This is a genomic window from Streptomyces sp. BE20, from assembly GCF_036322525.1.
Lineage (GTDB): Bacteria > Actinomycetota > Actinomycetes > Streptomycetales > Streptomycetaceae > Kitasatospora.
In genome coordinates this window covers 25,176-39,540 of record NZ_JAQYWW010000794.1, presented here as the reverse complement: position 1 = coordinate 39,540, position 14,365 = coordinate 25,176, and the positions used below count along the sequence as shown (strand labels likewise).

The window sequence follows — 14,365 nt, the reverse complement described above, 5'->3', positions numbered from 1 at the left end:
CGCCTGGCGGGCGAAGTAGCCCAGTTCGGGGTGGTGCCGCTTGGCTTCCAGCTCGGTGACCACGACCACCGGGAGAACGACCTCGTGCTCCTCGAAGCGGGTCATGGCGAGAGGGTCCGCCAGGAGCACGCTGGTGTCGAGAACGTACGTGCGCCGGTCTGGTGTCCGGCGGCTCTTGGAACTGACCACTAGGCCTCCAGGGCGGATGACCCTGCGTCATCCGCGGCAAGCCGGCCCCCGCTGCCCCGGTGGCCTCGGGGCCGGTCTGCCTGGAGTATTCCCAGGCGGGGGGCGGTGCATTCGCGTCCTCGGCGAACTGACGGATCATTGCCGGTGAACGTTTGGCCTCGCCCCGCCACCGGGTAGATCAGCCCCTACGGCGCTCTCCGCCCGGGCGGCGGCCGATCCCGCCCGGCGGCCCCTCAGGCAGCCCCTCCGGCCGTGCCCGCACGGCGCTCCCGGGCGGGCCGGGCCTTCTCGACCGCAGTCGCGGTACGCGCCGGGTCAGAGTCCCATCCGCCGGTGCCGCTCCTCGTAGGCGCGCAGCGCCCGCAGGAAGTCGACCTTCCGGAAGGCCGGCCAGTACGCCTCGCAGAAGTAGAACTCGCTGTGCGCGCTCTGCCAGAGCAGGAAGCCGGAGAGGCGCTGCTCGCCCGAGGTGCGGATGACCAGGTCGGGGTCGGGCTGCCCCCTCGTGTAGAGGTGCTCGGCGATGTGCTCGACGTCGAGGATCTCGGCCAGCTCCTCGATCGAGGTGCCCCGCCCGGCGTGCTCCTGGAGCAGCGAGCGGACGGCGTCGGCGATCTCGTGCCGGCCGCCGTAGCCGACGGCCACGTTCACGGTGATCCCGTCGATCCCGGCGGTCTCCTCGGCGGCCTTCTTGAGGACGTCGGCGGTGTGCTGCGGCAGCAGGTCCAGCGCACCGACCGGGTTGACCCGCCAGCGGCGGGCGGCGGCCAGGTTGGTGACGGCGTCCTCGATGATCCCGAGCAGCGGGACCAGTTCGCCGGCCGGGCGGGAGAGGTTGTCGGTGGAGAGCATCCACAGGGTGACGACCTTGACGTGGGTCTCGTCGCACCAGCCGAGGAACTCGCTGATCTTGTCGGCCCCGCGCTGGTGACCGTAGGCGGTGGACCCGCCGGTCGCCTTGGCCCAGCGGCGGTTGCCGTCGAGGATCACGCCGATGTGGTGCGGGGTTCGGGCGAGGTGCACCTCGACCCGACGGCCGTACAGGCCGTACATCCCGTCCAGCAGGGTGCGCAGACCCGGCGTGCGTTCGACGACATCGCGCAGACCCATGCTTTTCGGCCCCTCCGTGCTCACTTCACCGGGTGCTTCACAACCCCCGGCGCAGCCTACTCCCGCGTTGTGTCGGCAAGGAAAGCCGCAGGTCCCGGGAGGGTCACGGTCCGGTGCGGAGTCTGTTGCGACGCGTGTGGCCCGGATGGCCGGAAGGCGCCCGCGAGAACCCCGAGTGTCCACAGGGGCGCCGGATACGGAACGGTCTCCGATTCCTTAAGGAATCCGTAAGCCGACGGTTCAATGCTTGACGACCACTAATGGTCTAGTCCAGCTTTTGACCCAAGGCGGAACGAACACAACCGGACCGCCCCACCGAGGCAGTACTGCGGACCTCCCCTCCCCCACACGCGGCCGCCGCGCCCCCCACCGCGGCGGCCGCTCCTCCCCACAGGAGCGCACCTCCATGGCCCGTACGCTGAACCAGCCCGCGCACAAGCGTCGGCGCAGCCCCCTCCCCGCCCTCGCCGCCGGCGCCACCGCCCTCGCGCTGGCCGGCACCGGGCTCGCCCTCTTCGCCGGGGGCGCCAACGCCGCCGCCGGGAACCTCGTCGGCAACGGTGGCTTCGACTCCGGCTCGCTGAGCGGCTGGACCTGTACCGGCGCCGCCCGCGTCGTCACCACCCCGGTCCACTCGGGTGCCGGCGCGCTGCAGGCCACCCCGGGCGCCGCGGACACCGCCGAGTGCACCCAGACCATCAGCGTGCTGCCCAACACCAGCTACACCCTCAGTGCCTGGGTCCAGGGCCCGTACGTCTACCTCGGCGCGCGCGGCACCGGCGGCACCGACCCGAGCGCCTGGTCCAACCAGAACAGCTGGAACCAGCTCTCCACCACCTTCACCACCGGCGCCAACGCCACCAGCCTCACCCTCTACCTGCACGGCTGGTACGGCCAGAGCGCCTACCTCGCCGACGACGTCGTGCTGAGCGGCCCGGGCGGGACCACCACCCCGACCCCCACCCCGACCGTCACCCCCACCCCGACGCCGACCGCCACGGCCACGCCGACCACGACGGCCTCCCCCACGGCCACCGCGACGCCGACCCAGACCGTCACCCCGACCCCCACCCAGACGGTCACGCCGACCCCCACGGCGACCAGCACCGGCAACCCCAACACCGGCCTGCCGAAGCACGTCGTCACCGGCTACTGGCACAACTTCGACAACAAGGGCAACAACCTCCAGAAGCTGAGCGACGTCCAGAGCGCGTACGACATCATCGCGGTCTCGTTCGCCGACTCCGTCGCCAACCGCCCCGGCGCCATCACCTTCAAGCTGGATGCGGAGCTCTCCGCGGGCCTCGGCGGCTACACCGACGCCCAGTTCCGGGCCGACGTGAAGGCCAAGCAGGCGGCCGGCAAGAAGGTCATCATCTCCATCGGCGGCCAGAACGGCGCCATCCACGTCAACGACGCGGCCGCCGCGAGCGCCTTCGTCGAGACCGCCTACGCGGTCATCAAGGACTACGGCTTCGACGGCCTCGACGTCGACCTGGAGAACGGCCTCAACCCGACCCACCTGGGCAACGCGCTGCACGCCCTGCAGGCCAAGGTCGGCCCGAGCTTCATCCTGACGATGGCGCCGGAGACCATCGGGATGTACTCCACCGCCGGCTCCTACTTCCAGCTGGCGCTGAACACCAAGGACATCCTGACCGTCGTCAACACCCAGTTCTACAACTCGGGCGGCATGAACGGCTGCGACGGCAAGGTCTACAACCAGGGCACCATCGACTTCATCACCGCCCAGGTCTGCACCCACATCCAGGGCGGCCTGCGGCCGGACCAGGTCGGCATCGGCGTCCCCGCCTCCTCCAAGGCGGCCGGCGGCGGCTACGTCTCGCCGAGCGTCGTGAACAACGCCCTGGACTGCCTGGCCACCGGCAAGAACTGTGGCAGCTTCGTCCCGCCGGCCAAGTGGCCGACCATCCGCGGCGCGATGACCTGGTCCACCAACTGGGACGCCAACAACGGCAACGCGTTCTCCAACGCGGTCGGCCCGTTCGTCCACCAGATGCCGTAATCCCCCACGGCGCGCCGCCCCGTGAGGGTGGGGCCAGCGCGTCGGCGCCGGGCCCGTCGTACCTTGACCGGTACGACGGGCCCGTCCGCCGTTTCCGGGGCGGGTGCGCCACGGTCCGCCGTAGCCCGGGGCCGCCCCGCGCTACGGCTGGACCAGGACCGTGAGCAAGGTGCCGAGCAGCAGGAACGGACCCATCGGCACCTCCCGGCCGCGCACCGGACGCCGGCGCACCAGGGCCGCCACCAGCACGCCGACCGACCAGAGCCCGGCCAGCAGCACGACCGTGATCAGCCCGGTCAGCGCCGCGGACCAGCCGTACCGTCCGAGCAGCGCGCCGAGGCCGAGTGCCAGCACGCTGTCCCCGGGGCCCATCAGTCCCAGCCAGACCGGCAGTTCGAACAGCGCGCCGGCCGCCAGCGCCACCAGCAGGCAGCGCAGCAGCACGTCCGGGCTGCCGTCCACCAGTTCCAGCACCGTCAGCAGCACCGCGAGCCCCGCCGCCAGCGTCAAGCTCAGCGGGTACGGCAGCCGGTGCACCCGGGCGTCGGTGAAACCGAGCACCACCCCGACGCCGGCCGCCCAGAGCAGCAGCAGCGCATCGGACGGCCGGCCGGCCGTCAGCGCGGCGGCGGCCGCGGCGGCGGTGACCGCCTCCACCTGCCAGGCACCCGGGCCCAGCCCGGTCCGGCAGCCCGGGCAGCGGCCGGTCGGCGGCAGCCCGCGCAGCTCCCGCGCGCAGGACGGGCAGGTGGTGCGCCACGGCTCGCCCTCGGGCACGGCGTACCGAACCACCAGGCCGCGCAGTGCCGGCGCCGCCAGCAGACCGGCCAGCACGGCCCCGACCACGCTCGCGATCACGACGTCCTCCCCCTCCGCGCGGCGACGGTACGATCCGGCGGGTCCCGGTCAGGAACCGGCCGGACGCCGTCCGCGTCCGACTCAGGCGGCACCCCTTGATCCGGGTGCCGCAACCGACCACATCATCCACGGGGGAGACACACCTTGACGAAGCACCGGACCACTCTGCGCGCGGCCGTCCCGGTCGCGGCGCTGGCGCTGGTTTTGACGGCCTGCGGGCCGGAGAACGACGACCCGGCCGTCGTCGCCGCCCCGACCGCCGCCGGCACCACGGCGGGCGCTCCGGCGGGGGCCCCCACGGGCGCGCCGACCACCGCACCCACCGGGGCCCCGGCGGCCACCGGCGGCGGCGCGGCGGGAGGCGGCGGCACCGCGACCGCCAACCCCGCCCCCTCGGCCGCCACCAGCGGCAACCCGGTCGGCGGGGCGAGCGGGGGCGGCAGCAAGATCACCTTCGAGAACCCGCTGCCGCTGACCGCCACCGGCAGCTACCTCGGCAAGACCAAGGCCGACGTGACCCCGGTCTCGGTGGTCAAGGGCACCACCGCCGACCTCGCCCCGTTCAACTTCAAGCCCGCCGACGTCGCCGGCAAGACGCCGTACTACGTGACCGTCTCGTTCACCAACAGGACGGGCGCCCCGCTGAACGACGAGTACTTCATGATGCGGTTCAAGGTGAACACCGACGCCAAGGCGACCGGCATCCTGGCGGCCCCGACCATCCTGAAGTCCATCCCGGCCTGCGACTCCGGCAAGAAGCCCGGCACGCTCGCCGACGGCCAGAGCCAGCAGCAGTGTGCCGTCTATCTCGTGCCCAACGACACACCGCCGCAGTTCCTCACCTTCGGCAGCGTTCTGGACACCCAGCCACTGATCTGGAAGGCGAGCTGACGCCTCCGCCTCCCGATCCAAGGAGTGGCTGAGCAGTAGCGTCCGGGCGGTCCGGCGGGTGTCCCACGACACGCGCCGGACCGCCCGGTTCTGCCCCTAAAGTAGGCAGGCATGCAGGTCATCCAGTCCAGCAAGCTCGCCAACGTCTGCTACGACATCCGCGGCCCGGTGCTCGACGAGGCGATGCGGCTGGAGGAGCAGGGCCACCGCATCCTGAAGCTCAACACCGGCAATCCCGCGCTGTTCGGCTTCGACGCGCCCCCGGAGATCCTCCAGGACATCCTGCGCAACCTCTCCTCCGCGCACGGCTACGGCGACTCCAAGGGGCTGCTCTCGGCCCGCCGCGCCGTGGTCATGCACTACGAGGAGCGCGGCCTGCACGGGCTGGACGTCGAGGACGTCTTCCTCGGCAACGGCGTCTCCGAACTCATCCAGCTGGCCATGACCGCCCTGCTGGACGACGGCGACGAGGTGCTCGTCCCCGCCCCGGACTACCCGCTCTGGACGGCCTCCGTCTCGCTGGCCGGCGGCACCGCCGTCCACTACCGCTGCGACGAGCAGTCCGAGTGGTACCCGGACCTCGCCGACGTCGAGGCCAAGGTGACCGACCGGACCAGGGCGATGGTCGTCATCAACCCCAACAACCCGACCGGCGCGGTCTACCCGCGCGAGGTGCTGGAGGGGCTGGTCGAGATCGCCCGCCGGCACCAGCTGGTGATCTACGCGGACGAGATCTACGACAAGATCCTCTACGACGACGCCGAGCACATCCCACTGGCCACCCTGGCCCCCGACCTGTTCTGCGTCACCTTCAACGGCATGTCCAAGTCCTACCGGGTCGCGGGCTTCCGCTCCGGCTGGATGGTGCTCTCCGGCGACCGCCACCGCGCCCGCAGCTACGTCGAGGGTCTGACCGTGCTCGCCTCGATGCGGCTCTGCGCCAACATGCCGGCCCAGCACGCGGTGGCCGCGGCGCTCGGCGGCCGGCAGTCGATCAAGGACCTGGTGCTGCCCGGCGGCCGTCTGCTGGAGTCCCGCGACGCCGCCTACCGGCTGCTCAACGACATCCCCGGGGTCAGCTGCGTCAAGCCGAAGGGGGCGCTCTACGCCTTCCCCCGGCTGGACCCGAAGGTCTACAAGATCAAGGACGACGCCCAGATGGTGCTCGACCTGCTGCGGGCCGAGCGGATCCTGCTGGTCCAGGGCACCGGCTTCAACTGGCCGGAGCCGGACCACTTCCGGCTGGTCACCCTGCCGCGTCCGGAGGAGATCACCGACGCCGTCACCCGGATCGGCACCTTCCTCGGCGGCTACGCGCAGCCCTGACGCAGGCCGGGCGCGGGCGGGACCGCAGGCCGGGCGCGGGCCGGGCGCGGGCCGGAAAAGCGCTACGGCCGGAGTCCCGGTCCGGACGATCTCCTTGGTCGGGGAAAGATCGTCCGGCGGGGCTCCGGCCGTCCTGTCGCTCGTCGGTGCGCGATTCGTGCCACGCACCGACCGCTTACTCGCCTTACTGAGGCTCAGGCTCAGCCGAGGCGGGCGACAAGGTCTCGGTACTCGTCCCACAGCTCGGTGGGCGTGTGGTCGCCGAACAGTTCCAGGTGGGCCGGGACGAGCGCGGCCTCCTGGCGCCAGATGTCGGCGTCGACGGTGAAGAGCAGGTCGAGGTCCTCCTTCGACAGCTCCAGGCCGGCGAGGTCGAAGGACTCGACGGTCGGCAGCACGCCGATCGGCGTCTCGACACCGTCGCCGGTGCCCTCCAGCCGCTCGACGATCCACTTGAGCACGCGGCTGTTCTCGCCGTAGCCGGGCCAGACGAACTTGCCCGCGCCGTTCTTGCGGAACCAGTTCACGTAGTAGATCTTCGGCAGCTTGGCGGCGTCCGCCTCGGCGCCGACCTTCAGCCAGTGGGCGAAGTAGTCGCCCATGTTGTAGCCGCAGAAGGGCAGCATCGCGAACGGGTCGCGACGCAGCTCGCCGACGGTGCCCTCGGCGGCCGCGGTCTTCTCGGAGGCGATGTTGGCGCCCAGGAAGACGCCGTGCTGCCAGCCGAAGGACTCGGTCACCAGCGGGACGGCGGTGGCGCGGCGACCGCCGAACAGGATGGCCGAGATCGGCACGCCCGCCGGGTCCTCCCACTCGGGGGCGATGGTCGGGCACTGCGCGGCCGGGACGGCGAAGCGGGCGTTCGGGTGGGCGGCCGGGGTGCCGGACTCCGGCGTCCAGTCGTCACCGCGCCAGTCGGTGAGGTGGGCCGGCTTCTCGTCGGTGAGGCCCTCCCACCAGACGTCGCCGTCGTCGGTGAGCGCGACGTTGGTGAAGACCGTGTTGCCCCAGAGGGTGTCGATCGCGTTGGCGTTGGTGTCGACACCGGTGCCGGGCGCGACGCCGAAGAAGCCGGCCTCCGGGTTGATGGCGCGCAGACGGCCGTCGGCGCCGAAGCGCATCCAGGCGATGTCGTCGCCGATCGTCTCGACCTTCCAGCCCGGGATGGTGGGCTGGAGCATGGCGAGGTTGGTCTTGCCGCACGCCGACGGGAAGGCCGCCGCGACGTACTTGACCTCCGACTCGCCCGTGGGGCCGGCCGGCGGGGTGAGCTTCAGGATGAGCATGTGCTCGGCCAGCCAGCCCTCGTCACGGGCCATGGTCGAGGCGATGCGCAGGGCGTAGCACTTCTTGCCGAGCAGGGCGTTGCCGCCGTAGCCGGAGCCGAACGACCAGATCTCCCTGGCCTCCGGGAAGTGCGAGATGAACTTGGTGGAGCTGCACGGCCACGGGACGTCCGCCTGTCCCTCGGCGAGCGGGGCACCGACGGTGTGCACGGCCTTGACGAAGTCGCCGTCCTCGCCGAGCTGGTCCAGCACGGCCCGGCCCATGCGGGTCATCACGCGCATCGAGACCGCGACGTAGGCGGAGTCGGTGATCTCGACGCCGTACGCGGCGAGCGGGGAGCCGACCGGGCCCATCGAGAAGGGCACGACGTACATCGTGCGGCCCTTCATCGCGCCGCGGAACAGACCGTTCTCGCCCTGGAAGATCTCCCGCATCTCGGCGGGGGCCTTCCAGTTGTTGGTCGGACCGGCGTCCTTCTCCTGCTCGGAGCAGATGTAGGTGCGGTCCTCCACGCGCGCCACGTCCGTGGGGTCCGAGGCGGCGTAGTAGGAGTTGGGGCGCTTGTCCTCGTTGAGCTTCTTGAAGGTGCCCTGGGCGACCAGCAGGTCCGCGAGGCGCTGGTACTCCTCGTCCGAACCGTCGCACCACTCGACGCGGTCCGGCTGGGTGAGCTCCGCGATCTCGCTCACCCAGGCCAGCAGACGCTGGTGGCGGGTGGGCGCGGCGCTGAGAGCAGCCGAGTTCTCGTTCGACACGATCGCTCCTTCACGCCATCCCGGCGGGGAGATGGCGTAGCGGGGTTTGAGGGTGATTGCAGCGTAGCTCCGGGCCCGGGCCCCGAATACGGCGAGGAGGCAAAGTTGGCGCATTTTTTACTACAGTAAGGATAATTACTGGCCAGTAGCGGAGCACCTTCGGCGGGTGCGGAGCCCCGTCGCCCTGACTTCGAATACTCCAAAACGTCCAACTAGTGACGACCGACACTTCCTACGCGCCAGTAACCTACGGAGCCGTAGGTAGCGGGTAGCATGCGGACATGACTGCTGAGCTCCTGGAGAGCACGGAGCGTGTCGAGCCCAAGCCGACATGGCGCGGCTGGCTGCACGCCGGAATGTTCCCTGCCGCGGTGGCCGCCGGGATCGTGCTGATCTGCCTGGCCGAACCGGGCCCCGCCAGGATCGCGTGCGCGATCTACTCGGTCAGCGCCTGGCTGCTCTTCGGGGTGAGCGCGGTGTACCACCGCTTCACCTGGGGGCCGCGCGGCGACGCGGTCCTGCGCCGGCTGGACCACGCGAACATCTTCCTGATCATCGCGGGCACCTACACCCCGTTCACCATCCTGTTGCTGGACGGCGCCGACCGGCAGTTGCTGCTCTGGGCGGTCTGGGGCGGGGCGCTCGCCGGGATCGCGTTCCGGGTGTTCTGGGTCGGCGCGCCGCGCTGGCTGTACACGCCGGTGTACCTCGCGCTGGGCTGGGCCGCCGCGTTCTACCTGCCCGACTTCCTGCGCACCGGCGGAGTCGCCGTCCTGGTGCTGATGATCGTCGGCGGCGTGCTCTACAGCGTCGGCGGCGTGGTGTACGGGCTCAAGCGGCCCGATCCGTCACCGGGCCGCTTCGGCTTCCACGAGGTGTTCCACGCCTTCACCCTCGGGGCCTTCATCACGCAGTACGTCGGGATCTCACTGGCGGCCTACAGCGCGGCCGGCTGAACCCGGCGCCCCGTGACGGGCGGTCGGCCGGTCCGCGGACCGGGCGGCCGCCCGTTCGGCCGTCCACTCGCGGACCGGGCGGTCGTGCGTCACCGCGGTCTCGTGACCACGGGACTCGTGCCCCCGTGACTCGGGGCCGCGCGCGTCGGGGCCGTGCGACCCGCGGGGGTCATGTGCCCCGCGGGGGTCGTGCGCACCGCGGGAGTCGTGCGGCGGCTGGCTTCCGCGCACCGGCCGGTGGTGGCCGGCCGAACGCTCGTACGACCGGCGCTCGCGGACCGGGCGGCCGGGCGCCGCGGGCTCGCGCCCCGGGCCCGGCAGAGTCCGCCGGAGCCGCTCGGCCTGCCGCGCGTCGATCGCCTCGCGGGCCCGCCGGCAGCGCTCGCAGTGCGCGGCGTCCGGACTGCCGCCGGCCGTCCGGTGACCGCGCGCCGGGGGCCGTCCACCCGGCTCGGCCGCCCGGTGGAGCAGCTGCCAGCGCAGCCCGACGTACACCATCAGCAGCAGCACCTCGACCCCGGCGACCGCCAGCACCAGCGCGGCGCCGTTGATCAGGTAGGCCGCGACCACCGCCAGCGCCGAGCCCACCACCACTGCGGCACCCCAGATCTGGGCACCCGACTTCCGACCAGCCATTTCGGCTTCCCCTTCCTGCGCCGGGCTCGTGGTCGGCTCCTGCCGCCCCACCCCTTCTCCGCTCTCGGCACGCATCGGCCCGCACTGACCGACCGCCACATCCTATCTACCGTCAGTCACCCGAAACCGCCCGAAAGCGGCGAACGACAGATCAACGTTGCGTCAATTCCATGTGCGGAACGCGCACTTCCAGGACACATCACGGAGAGTGGCGGCATGGCCACCGGAGGTCGACATTGACGGGAGCCACCTTTTGGAGGTTACTGTCATTTGACAGCGACCATCTTCCAGGTCTCCGGAGGTTGTCCGTGACCACCCCGCCCACCGACCGGGCCCCGGCCCCGCCCGGGCCCGACCCGCGGCGCTGGCTCGCGCTCGTCGCCGTCGCCCTCAGCGTCCTGGTGATCAGCTTCGACATGACGGTCCTCAACGTGGCATTGCCCACCCTGGCCTCCCAGTTGGAGGCCACCACCGGGCAGCAGCAGTGGATCGTCGACTCCTACAGCGTGGTCTTCGCCGCGGCGATGCTCCCCGCCGGGCTGATCGGCGACCGCTTCGGCCGACGCCTCGTCCTCACCCTGGGCCTCGCGCTGTTCGGCCTCTCCTCCGCCGTCGGCATGCTCGCCGACAGCCCCGGCACGCTGATCGCCGCGCGCGCCGCGATGGGCCTGGCCGGCGCGCTGGTGATGCCGATGTCCATGGCGGTGATCCCCGGGATCTTCCCGGCCGCCGAGCAACGCCGCGCCACCGCAGTCCTGGCCGCCGCCCTCGCCGTCGGCACCCCGCTCGGTCCGCTGATCGGCGGCTTCCTGCTCCAGCACTTCTGGTGGGGCGCGATCTTCGTGGTCAACCTCCCGCTGGTCGCGATCGGCATCACCGCCTGCCTGATCCTGCTGCCGGAGACCCGCAATCCCGCCGCACCCCGGATCGACCTGCTCGGCACCCTGCTCGGCGCCGGCGGCCTGGCGGCGCTCACCTACGGCATCATCGAGGGCCCCGAGCGCGGCTGGTCCGACCCCCTGGTCCTCGGCACGATCGGCGGCTCGCTGGTCGCGCTCACCACGCTGGTGCGGCGCAGCCGGCGCCGGCCCGACCCGATGCTCGACCTCACCCTGCTCGCCGACCGCACCTTCCGCTGGTCGGTGGTGGCCGCGACCCTGGTCTCCCTGGTGCTGTACGGAGCCTTCTTCGTGCTGCCCCTCTACTTCCAGAGCGTGCTCGGCGCCGACGCCTTCGGCACCGGCCTGCGGCTGATGCCGATGATGCTCGGCCTGATGGTGGCGGCCCGGTTCAGCGACAAGCTGGTCGCCCGGACCGGCCACCGGCCGGTGATCACCGCCGGGCTGGCCGTCCTGGCCGGAGCCCTGCTGATCGGCAGCCGGACGGACGCCTCCGACGGTTACGGCCCGGCGGCGGTCTGGCTGGTCCTGCTCGGGTTCGGCATGGGTCTGTCGATCATCACCGCCCAGGCCACCGCGCTGCTCACCCTGCCGCCCGCCCGGGCCGGCGTCGGTTCGGGGCTGCTCCAGACCTTCCGTCAGGTGGGCGGGGCGATCGGGGTCGCGCTCTTCGGCAGCCTGCTGGCCGGCTCGTACCGGGGAGCGCTGGACGCCACCGGGCTCCCGGCGGGCGCCGCGGACCGGGCCGGGCAGTCGGTGGTGGCCGCCGACGCCGTCGCCGCCTCCACCGGGGACCCGTCGCTGGCCGCCTCCGCGCACGCCGCCTACGTCCACGGGATGACGGCGGTGCTGCTGACCGCCGGGGTGGTCGCGGTGCTGTCGGCGGTTCTGGTCGCCCTCCGGATGCCGTCCGTCGAGCCCACCGGGCCCGCCGAGCCCTCGGTCGGCGGAGCGGTCACCGGCGAGCCCGCCGCCGACGGCCCCGGCACCGGTCCCGGACCGTCCGCCGCGCCCGCGGCCGATCACGGATAATCGAAGGTATGAACGCAGCGCAGCCGACAGCGGCACCCCCGGCAGGCCCGGACGATCCGGTCCAGGCGATGCCGGCGGCGCCGCTGTCGCTGCGCGAACGGAAGAAGCTGAAGACCCGCCGGGCGATCCGCCGCGAGGCGTACCGGCTCTTCGCCGAACTGGGCTACGAGAACACCACGGTGGACCGGATCGCGGACGCCGCCGAGGTCTCGCAGTCGACCTTCTTCCGGTACTTCGCCACCAAGGAGGACGTCGTCCTCACCGACGAGTACGACCCGGCGATGATCGCCGCCCTGCTGGCACGGCCCACTGACGAACCGTTCCTGCGCTCCTGCCGGGAGGCCCTCACCGGGCTGATCCGCACACTGGTACGGGACGAGCGCGAGGAACTCCTCGTCCGGATGCGGCTGGTCACCGAAGTCCCCGCGCTGAGGGCCCGGATGCGCGACAGCGCCAACGACCCGCAGCAGCTCTACCTCACCGTGCTGATGCGGCGGGCCGGTGTCCAGGAGCCGACCTTCGCGATGCGGATCACCGCCGCCTCGCTCGGCGCGGCCACCACGGAGGCCGTCCTGCGCTGGGCCGAGAGCGGCGGCACCGAGGACATGGCCGAGCTGGTCGACCGCGCCTTCGCGATCATGGAGAGCGGCTTCACCGAGCTCTAGGCGCCCGGACGTACGGCAGGCGGCCGGTCCCGCGACAGGGCCCGGACGGGCCCGGACCTGCGACGGGGCCCGGTCGCCGTGCCGGGCCCCGCCGCCTCGGTCCGGCGCTACCCGCGCCGCACTCCCACCCGCCGCCGCAACGCCAGGCCCGCGCCCGCGACAGCGGTGACGCTCAGGGCCGCGGTCGCCGTCGCGGCGGGCAGCACGCTCCCGCCGCTCCCGGCCGGCTCACCGGCCGCGTCCGGGCGGTAACCGCCGCCCTTGCCCGCCCGGTCGTACGCCGAGCCGGGCAGTTTGTCGCCGTACCGCTCCCGGACCAGCTGCCGGTACGCCGCCAGGGTCACCCCGGAGTCGCCCACCGAGCCGCGGGCCTCGTCGTCCAGTGGGAGCACCCGGCCGTCCCGCAGCACGTACCAGGCGTTGAGCTGCGGCTCGCGGAACGCCGTCCCGCCGCCGGTGCTCGCGGCCTGCGCCGCGTAGTCGTTCTCGTCCCCGCCGGAGGCGATGTTGACGACCCGCCAGGCGCCGCCCTCCTTCACGGTCCAGACCGAGGCGACCTGCCCGTCGGTCGAGACCACCCGGCTCGCGGTGAACTCCGCCCTGGCCACGGCCGCACCCGGGGTGCCGGCCACGAACGCCGCGTCCAGGGTGTAGACCGGCACGGTCTCGCCGGTCAGCCGCGGGGCCGCCGCACTCGCGGCCTGCGCCTCCTCGGCGGCGCCGATGGTGAGCTGCTTGGTCGGCGGGACGCCCTTGCGGGCGAAGAAGCGCCCCAACTGGTCGAGCACGGCGGGGCTCTGCACCGCGCTCCTGGCCTGGGCCAGCTCGGTGGCGGAGACGGGAGCGGGGCCCTGTGCAGGCTCTGCCGCGGACGCCGCCGGAGCGACGGCCAGGCCGATCCCGGCCGCCAGCAGGACGCCGGCGGCGACGTTACGGATGCTGGTCATGGTCGCCCCTCACGCGCCGATCCGGTACAGGGAGTGGGTCCAGGAGAACGTGCCGTTCGACACGTAGTAGTTGTAGTCCGCCCAGTTGTAACGGGTGTTGGACGGCCACGGGTCGCCCCAGTAGACCCAGTTGTTGGAGGTGTCGAACCCGTAGACCACGTGCATGTGGCCGCCGCCCGAGCTCCACTGGATCCGGGTCTCGATCGGCCGGTTGGCGTTCACCTCCGTCTGCACCGTGCTGTACCGCAGGTAGCCGGTGACGTAGGAGCCCGGGTTGATGCCGACCCAGCGCAGGCCGGTCTGCACGTCGCCCAGGGTGGCCTGGTTGTTGGGGCAGCTGGAGTTCGCCGAGCGGCCGAACGCGGCGTTGCAGAACTGGTTCTGGCTGTAGGTGTAGCCGTACCAGGTCGCGATGGTGTTGCCGCTCGCCGCCCAGCACCAGTTGGTCTGCTGTTGCTGCTGCATGGTGATGTTGAGCTTCTTGAAGGTGCCGGCCAGGTCGGCCGTGGCACCCGGCGCGGCGGCGGGCCGGATCTGGTCGGTCCCGGCGAGGGCCGTGGGGGTGGCCTGGGCCGGGGTGACGGCCGCGACGCTGAGCGCCGGACCGAGGACGCCGAGCGCGAGCACCGCGACGGCGCGGCGCAGGCGTGTCCGTGGAACTGACATGGGGGATTTCCTCCTTGCGACAGGCAGAGGAGTCGAGAGCTGTGGGGGTGCGGTCCGGATCCGCGCCATGAGCATCGCGCCGTTGACATGGCCGGTCAACGCCCCCGGCGGTCCGCCGACCC

At 72.2% G+C, this 14,365-nt stretch carries 13 protein-coding genes; 6 read left to right on the top strand and 7 right to left on the bottom strand.

The annotated features are described in order from the left end of the window. Positions 1-189, bottom strand: a 189-nt coding sequence (locus PUR61_RS17140) for a PIN domain-containing protein (RefSeq protein ID WP_329879723.1), incomplete at its 3' end; no start/stop codon positions are given. Between the two features lie 315 nt (positions 190-504). Continuing rightward, the gene (locus PUR61_RS17135; RefSeq protein WP_329879722.1) at positions 505-1,299 is read right to left on the bottom strand and encodes an isoprenyl transferase; all 795 of its coding nucleotides are present in this window, start codon (positions 1,297-1,299) and stop codon (positions 505-507) included. Between the two features lie 406 nt (positions 1,300-1,705). On the opposite strand from PUR61_RS17135, the gene PUR61_RS17130 reads away from it, so the two are divergent. Then, complete coding sequence (locus PUR61_RS17130) at positions 1,706-3,325, top strand: chitinase (RefSeq protein ID WP_329879721.1); 1,620 nt, start codon at positions 1,706-1,708, stop codon at positions 3,323-3,325. Between the two features lie 141 nt (positions 3,326-3,466). Here the strand turns inward: PUR61_RS17130 and PUR61_RS17125 are convergent, their stop codons facing one another. Then, on the bottom strand, positions 3,467-4,183 hold the full coding sequence (locus PUR61_RS17125) for a prepilin peptidase (RefSeq protein ID WP_329879720.1): 717 nt from the start codon (positions 4,181-4,183) through the stop codon (positions 3,467-3,469). A 144-nt stretch (positions 4,184-4,327) separates the two neighbouring features. On the opposite strand from PUR61_RS17125, the gene PUR61_RS17120 reads away from it, so the two are divergent. Beyond that, on the top strand, positions 4,328-5,074 hold the full coding sequence (locus PUR61_RS17120) for a hypothetical protein (RefSeq protein WP_329879719.1): 747 nt from the start codon (positions 4,328-4,330) through the stop codon (positions 5,072-5,074). 111 nt (positions 5,075-5,185) lie between these two features. Next, on the top strand, positions 5,186-6,400 hold the full coding sequence (locus tag PUR61_RS17115) for a pyridoxal phosphate-dependent aminotransferase (protein ID WP_329879718.1): 1,215 nt from the start codon (positions 5,186-5,188) through the stop codon (positions 6,398-6,400). A gap of 200 nt (positions 6,401-6,600) precedes the next feature. Here the strand turns inward: PUR61_RS17115 and PUR61_RS17110 are convergent, their stop codons facing one another. Beyond that, entirely contained in the window at positions 6,601-8,442 is a 1,842-nt protein-coding gene (locus PUR61_RS17110; RefSeq protein WP_329879717.1) for a phosphoenolpyruvate carboxykinase (GTP), read from the bottom strand. A 281-nt stretch (positions 8,443-8,723) separates the two neighbouring features. Here PUR61_RS17110 and trhA point away from each other — a divergent pair, with 281 nt between their 5' ends. Beyond that, complete coding sequence (trhA, locus tag PUR61_RS17105; protein WP_329879716.1) at positions 8,724-9,398, top strand: PAQR family membrane homeostasis protein TrhA; 675 nt, start codon at positions 8,724-8,726, stop codon at positions 9,396-9,398. Here trhA and PUR61_RS17100 read toward each other — a convergent pair. After that, positions 9,369-10,034: a hypothetical protein gene (locus PUR61_RS17100; protein ID WP_329879715.1), complete on the bottom strand. Its 666-nt coding sequence runs from the start codon at positions 10,032-10,034 to the stop codon at positions 9,369-9,371. The genes trhA and PUR61_RS17100 overlap by 30 nt on opposite strands. 308 nt (positions 10,035-10,342) lie before the next feature. Here PUR61_RS17100 and PUR61_RS17095 point away from each other — a divergent pair, with 308 nt between their 5' ends. Both PUR61_RS17095 and PUR61_RS17090 read left to right on the top strand, forming a co-directional pair. Beyond that, positions 10,343-11,965, top strand: coding sequence for an MFS transporter (locus PUR61_RS17095; protein WP_329879714.1), 1,623 nt, complete (start codon positions 10,343-10,345; stop codon positions 11,963-11,965). An 8-nt stretch (positions 11,966-11,973) separates the two neighbouring features. Next, complete coding sequence (locus PUR61_RS17090; RefSeq protein ID WP_329879713.1) at positions 11,974-12,630, top strand: TetR family transcriptional regulator; 657 nt, start codon at positions 11,974-11,976, stop codon at positions 12,628-12,630. A gap of 107 nt (positions 12,631-12,737) precedes the next feature. Here the strand turns inward: PUR61_RS17090 and PUR61_RS17085 are convergent, their stop codons facing one another. Together PUR61_RS17085 and PUR61_RS17080 are read right to left on the bottom strand one after the other, a co-directional pair. Continuing rightward, positions 12,738-13,577: a hypothetical protein gene (locus PUR61_RS17085; RefSeq protein ID WP_329879712.1), complete on the bottom strand. Its 840-nt coding sequence runs from the start codon at positions 13,575-13,577 to the stop codon at positions 12,738-12,740. 9 nt (positions 13,578-13,586) lie between these two features. After that, positions 13,587-14,243: a papain-like cysteine protease family protein gene (locus tag PUR61_RS17080; protein ID WP_329879711.1), complete on the bottom strand. Its 657-nt coding sequence runs from the start codon at positions 14,241-14,243 to the stop codon at positions 13,587-13,589. Between the last annotated feature and the right edge of the window lie 122 nt (positions 14,244-14,365).

Coding starts and splice junctions, on each gene's coding strand:
- PUR61_RS17115 (WP_329879718.1), top strand. CDS start 5,186: ATGCAGGTCATCCAGTCCAGCAAGCTCGCCAACGTCTGCTACGACATC.
- PUR61_RS17135 (WP_329879722.1), bottom strand. CDS start 1,299: ATGGGTCTGCGCGATGTCGTCGAACGCACGCCGGGTCTGCGCACCCTG.
- PUR61_RS17085 (WP_329879712.1), bottom strand. CDS start 13,577: ATGACCAGCATCCGTAACGTCGCCGCCGGCGTCCTGCTGGCGGCCGGG.
- PUR61_RS17100 (WP_329879715.1), bottom strand. CDS start 10,034: ATGGCTGGTCGGAAGTCGGGTGCCCAGATCTGGGGTGCCGCAGTGGTG.
- trhA (WP_329879716.1), top strand. CDS start 8,724: ATGACTGCTGAGCTCCTGGAGAGCACGGAGCGTGTCGAGCCCAAGCCG.
- PUR61_RS17130 (WP_329879721.1), top strand. CDS start 1,706: ATGGCCCGTACGCTGAACCAGCCCGCGCACAAGCGTCGGCGCAGCCCC.
- PUR61_RS17090 (WP_329879713.1), top strand. CDS start 11,974: ATGAACGCAGCGCAGCCGACAGCGGCACCCCCGGCAGGCCCGGACGAT.
- PUR61_RS17080 (WP_329879711.1), bottom strand. CDS start 14,243: ATGTCAGTTCCACGGACACGCCTGCGCCGCGCCGTCGCGGTGCTCGCG.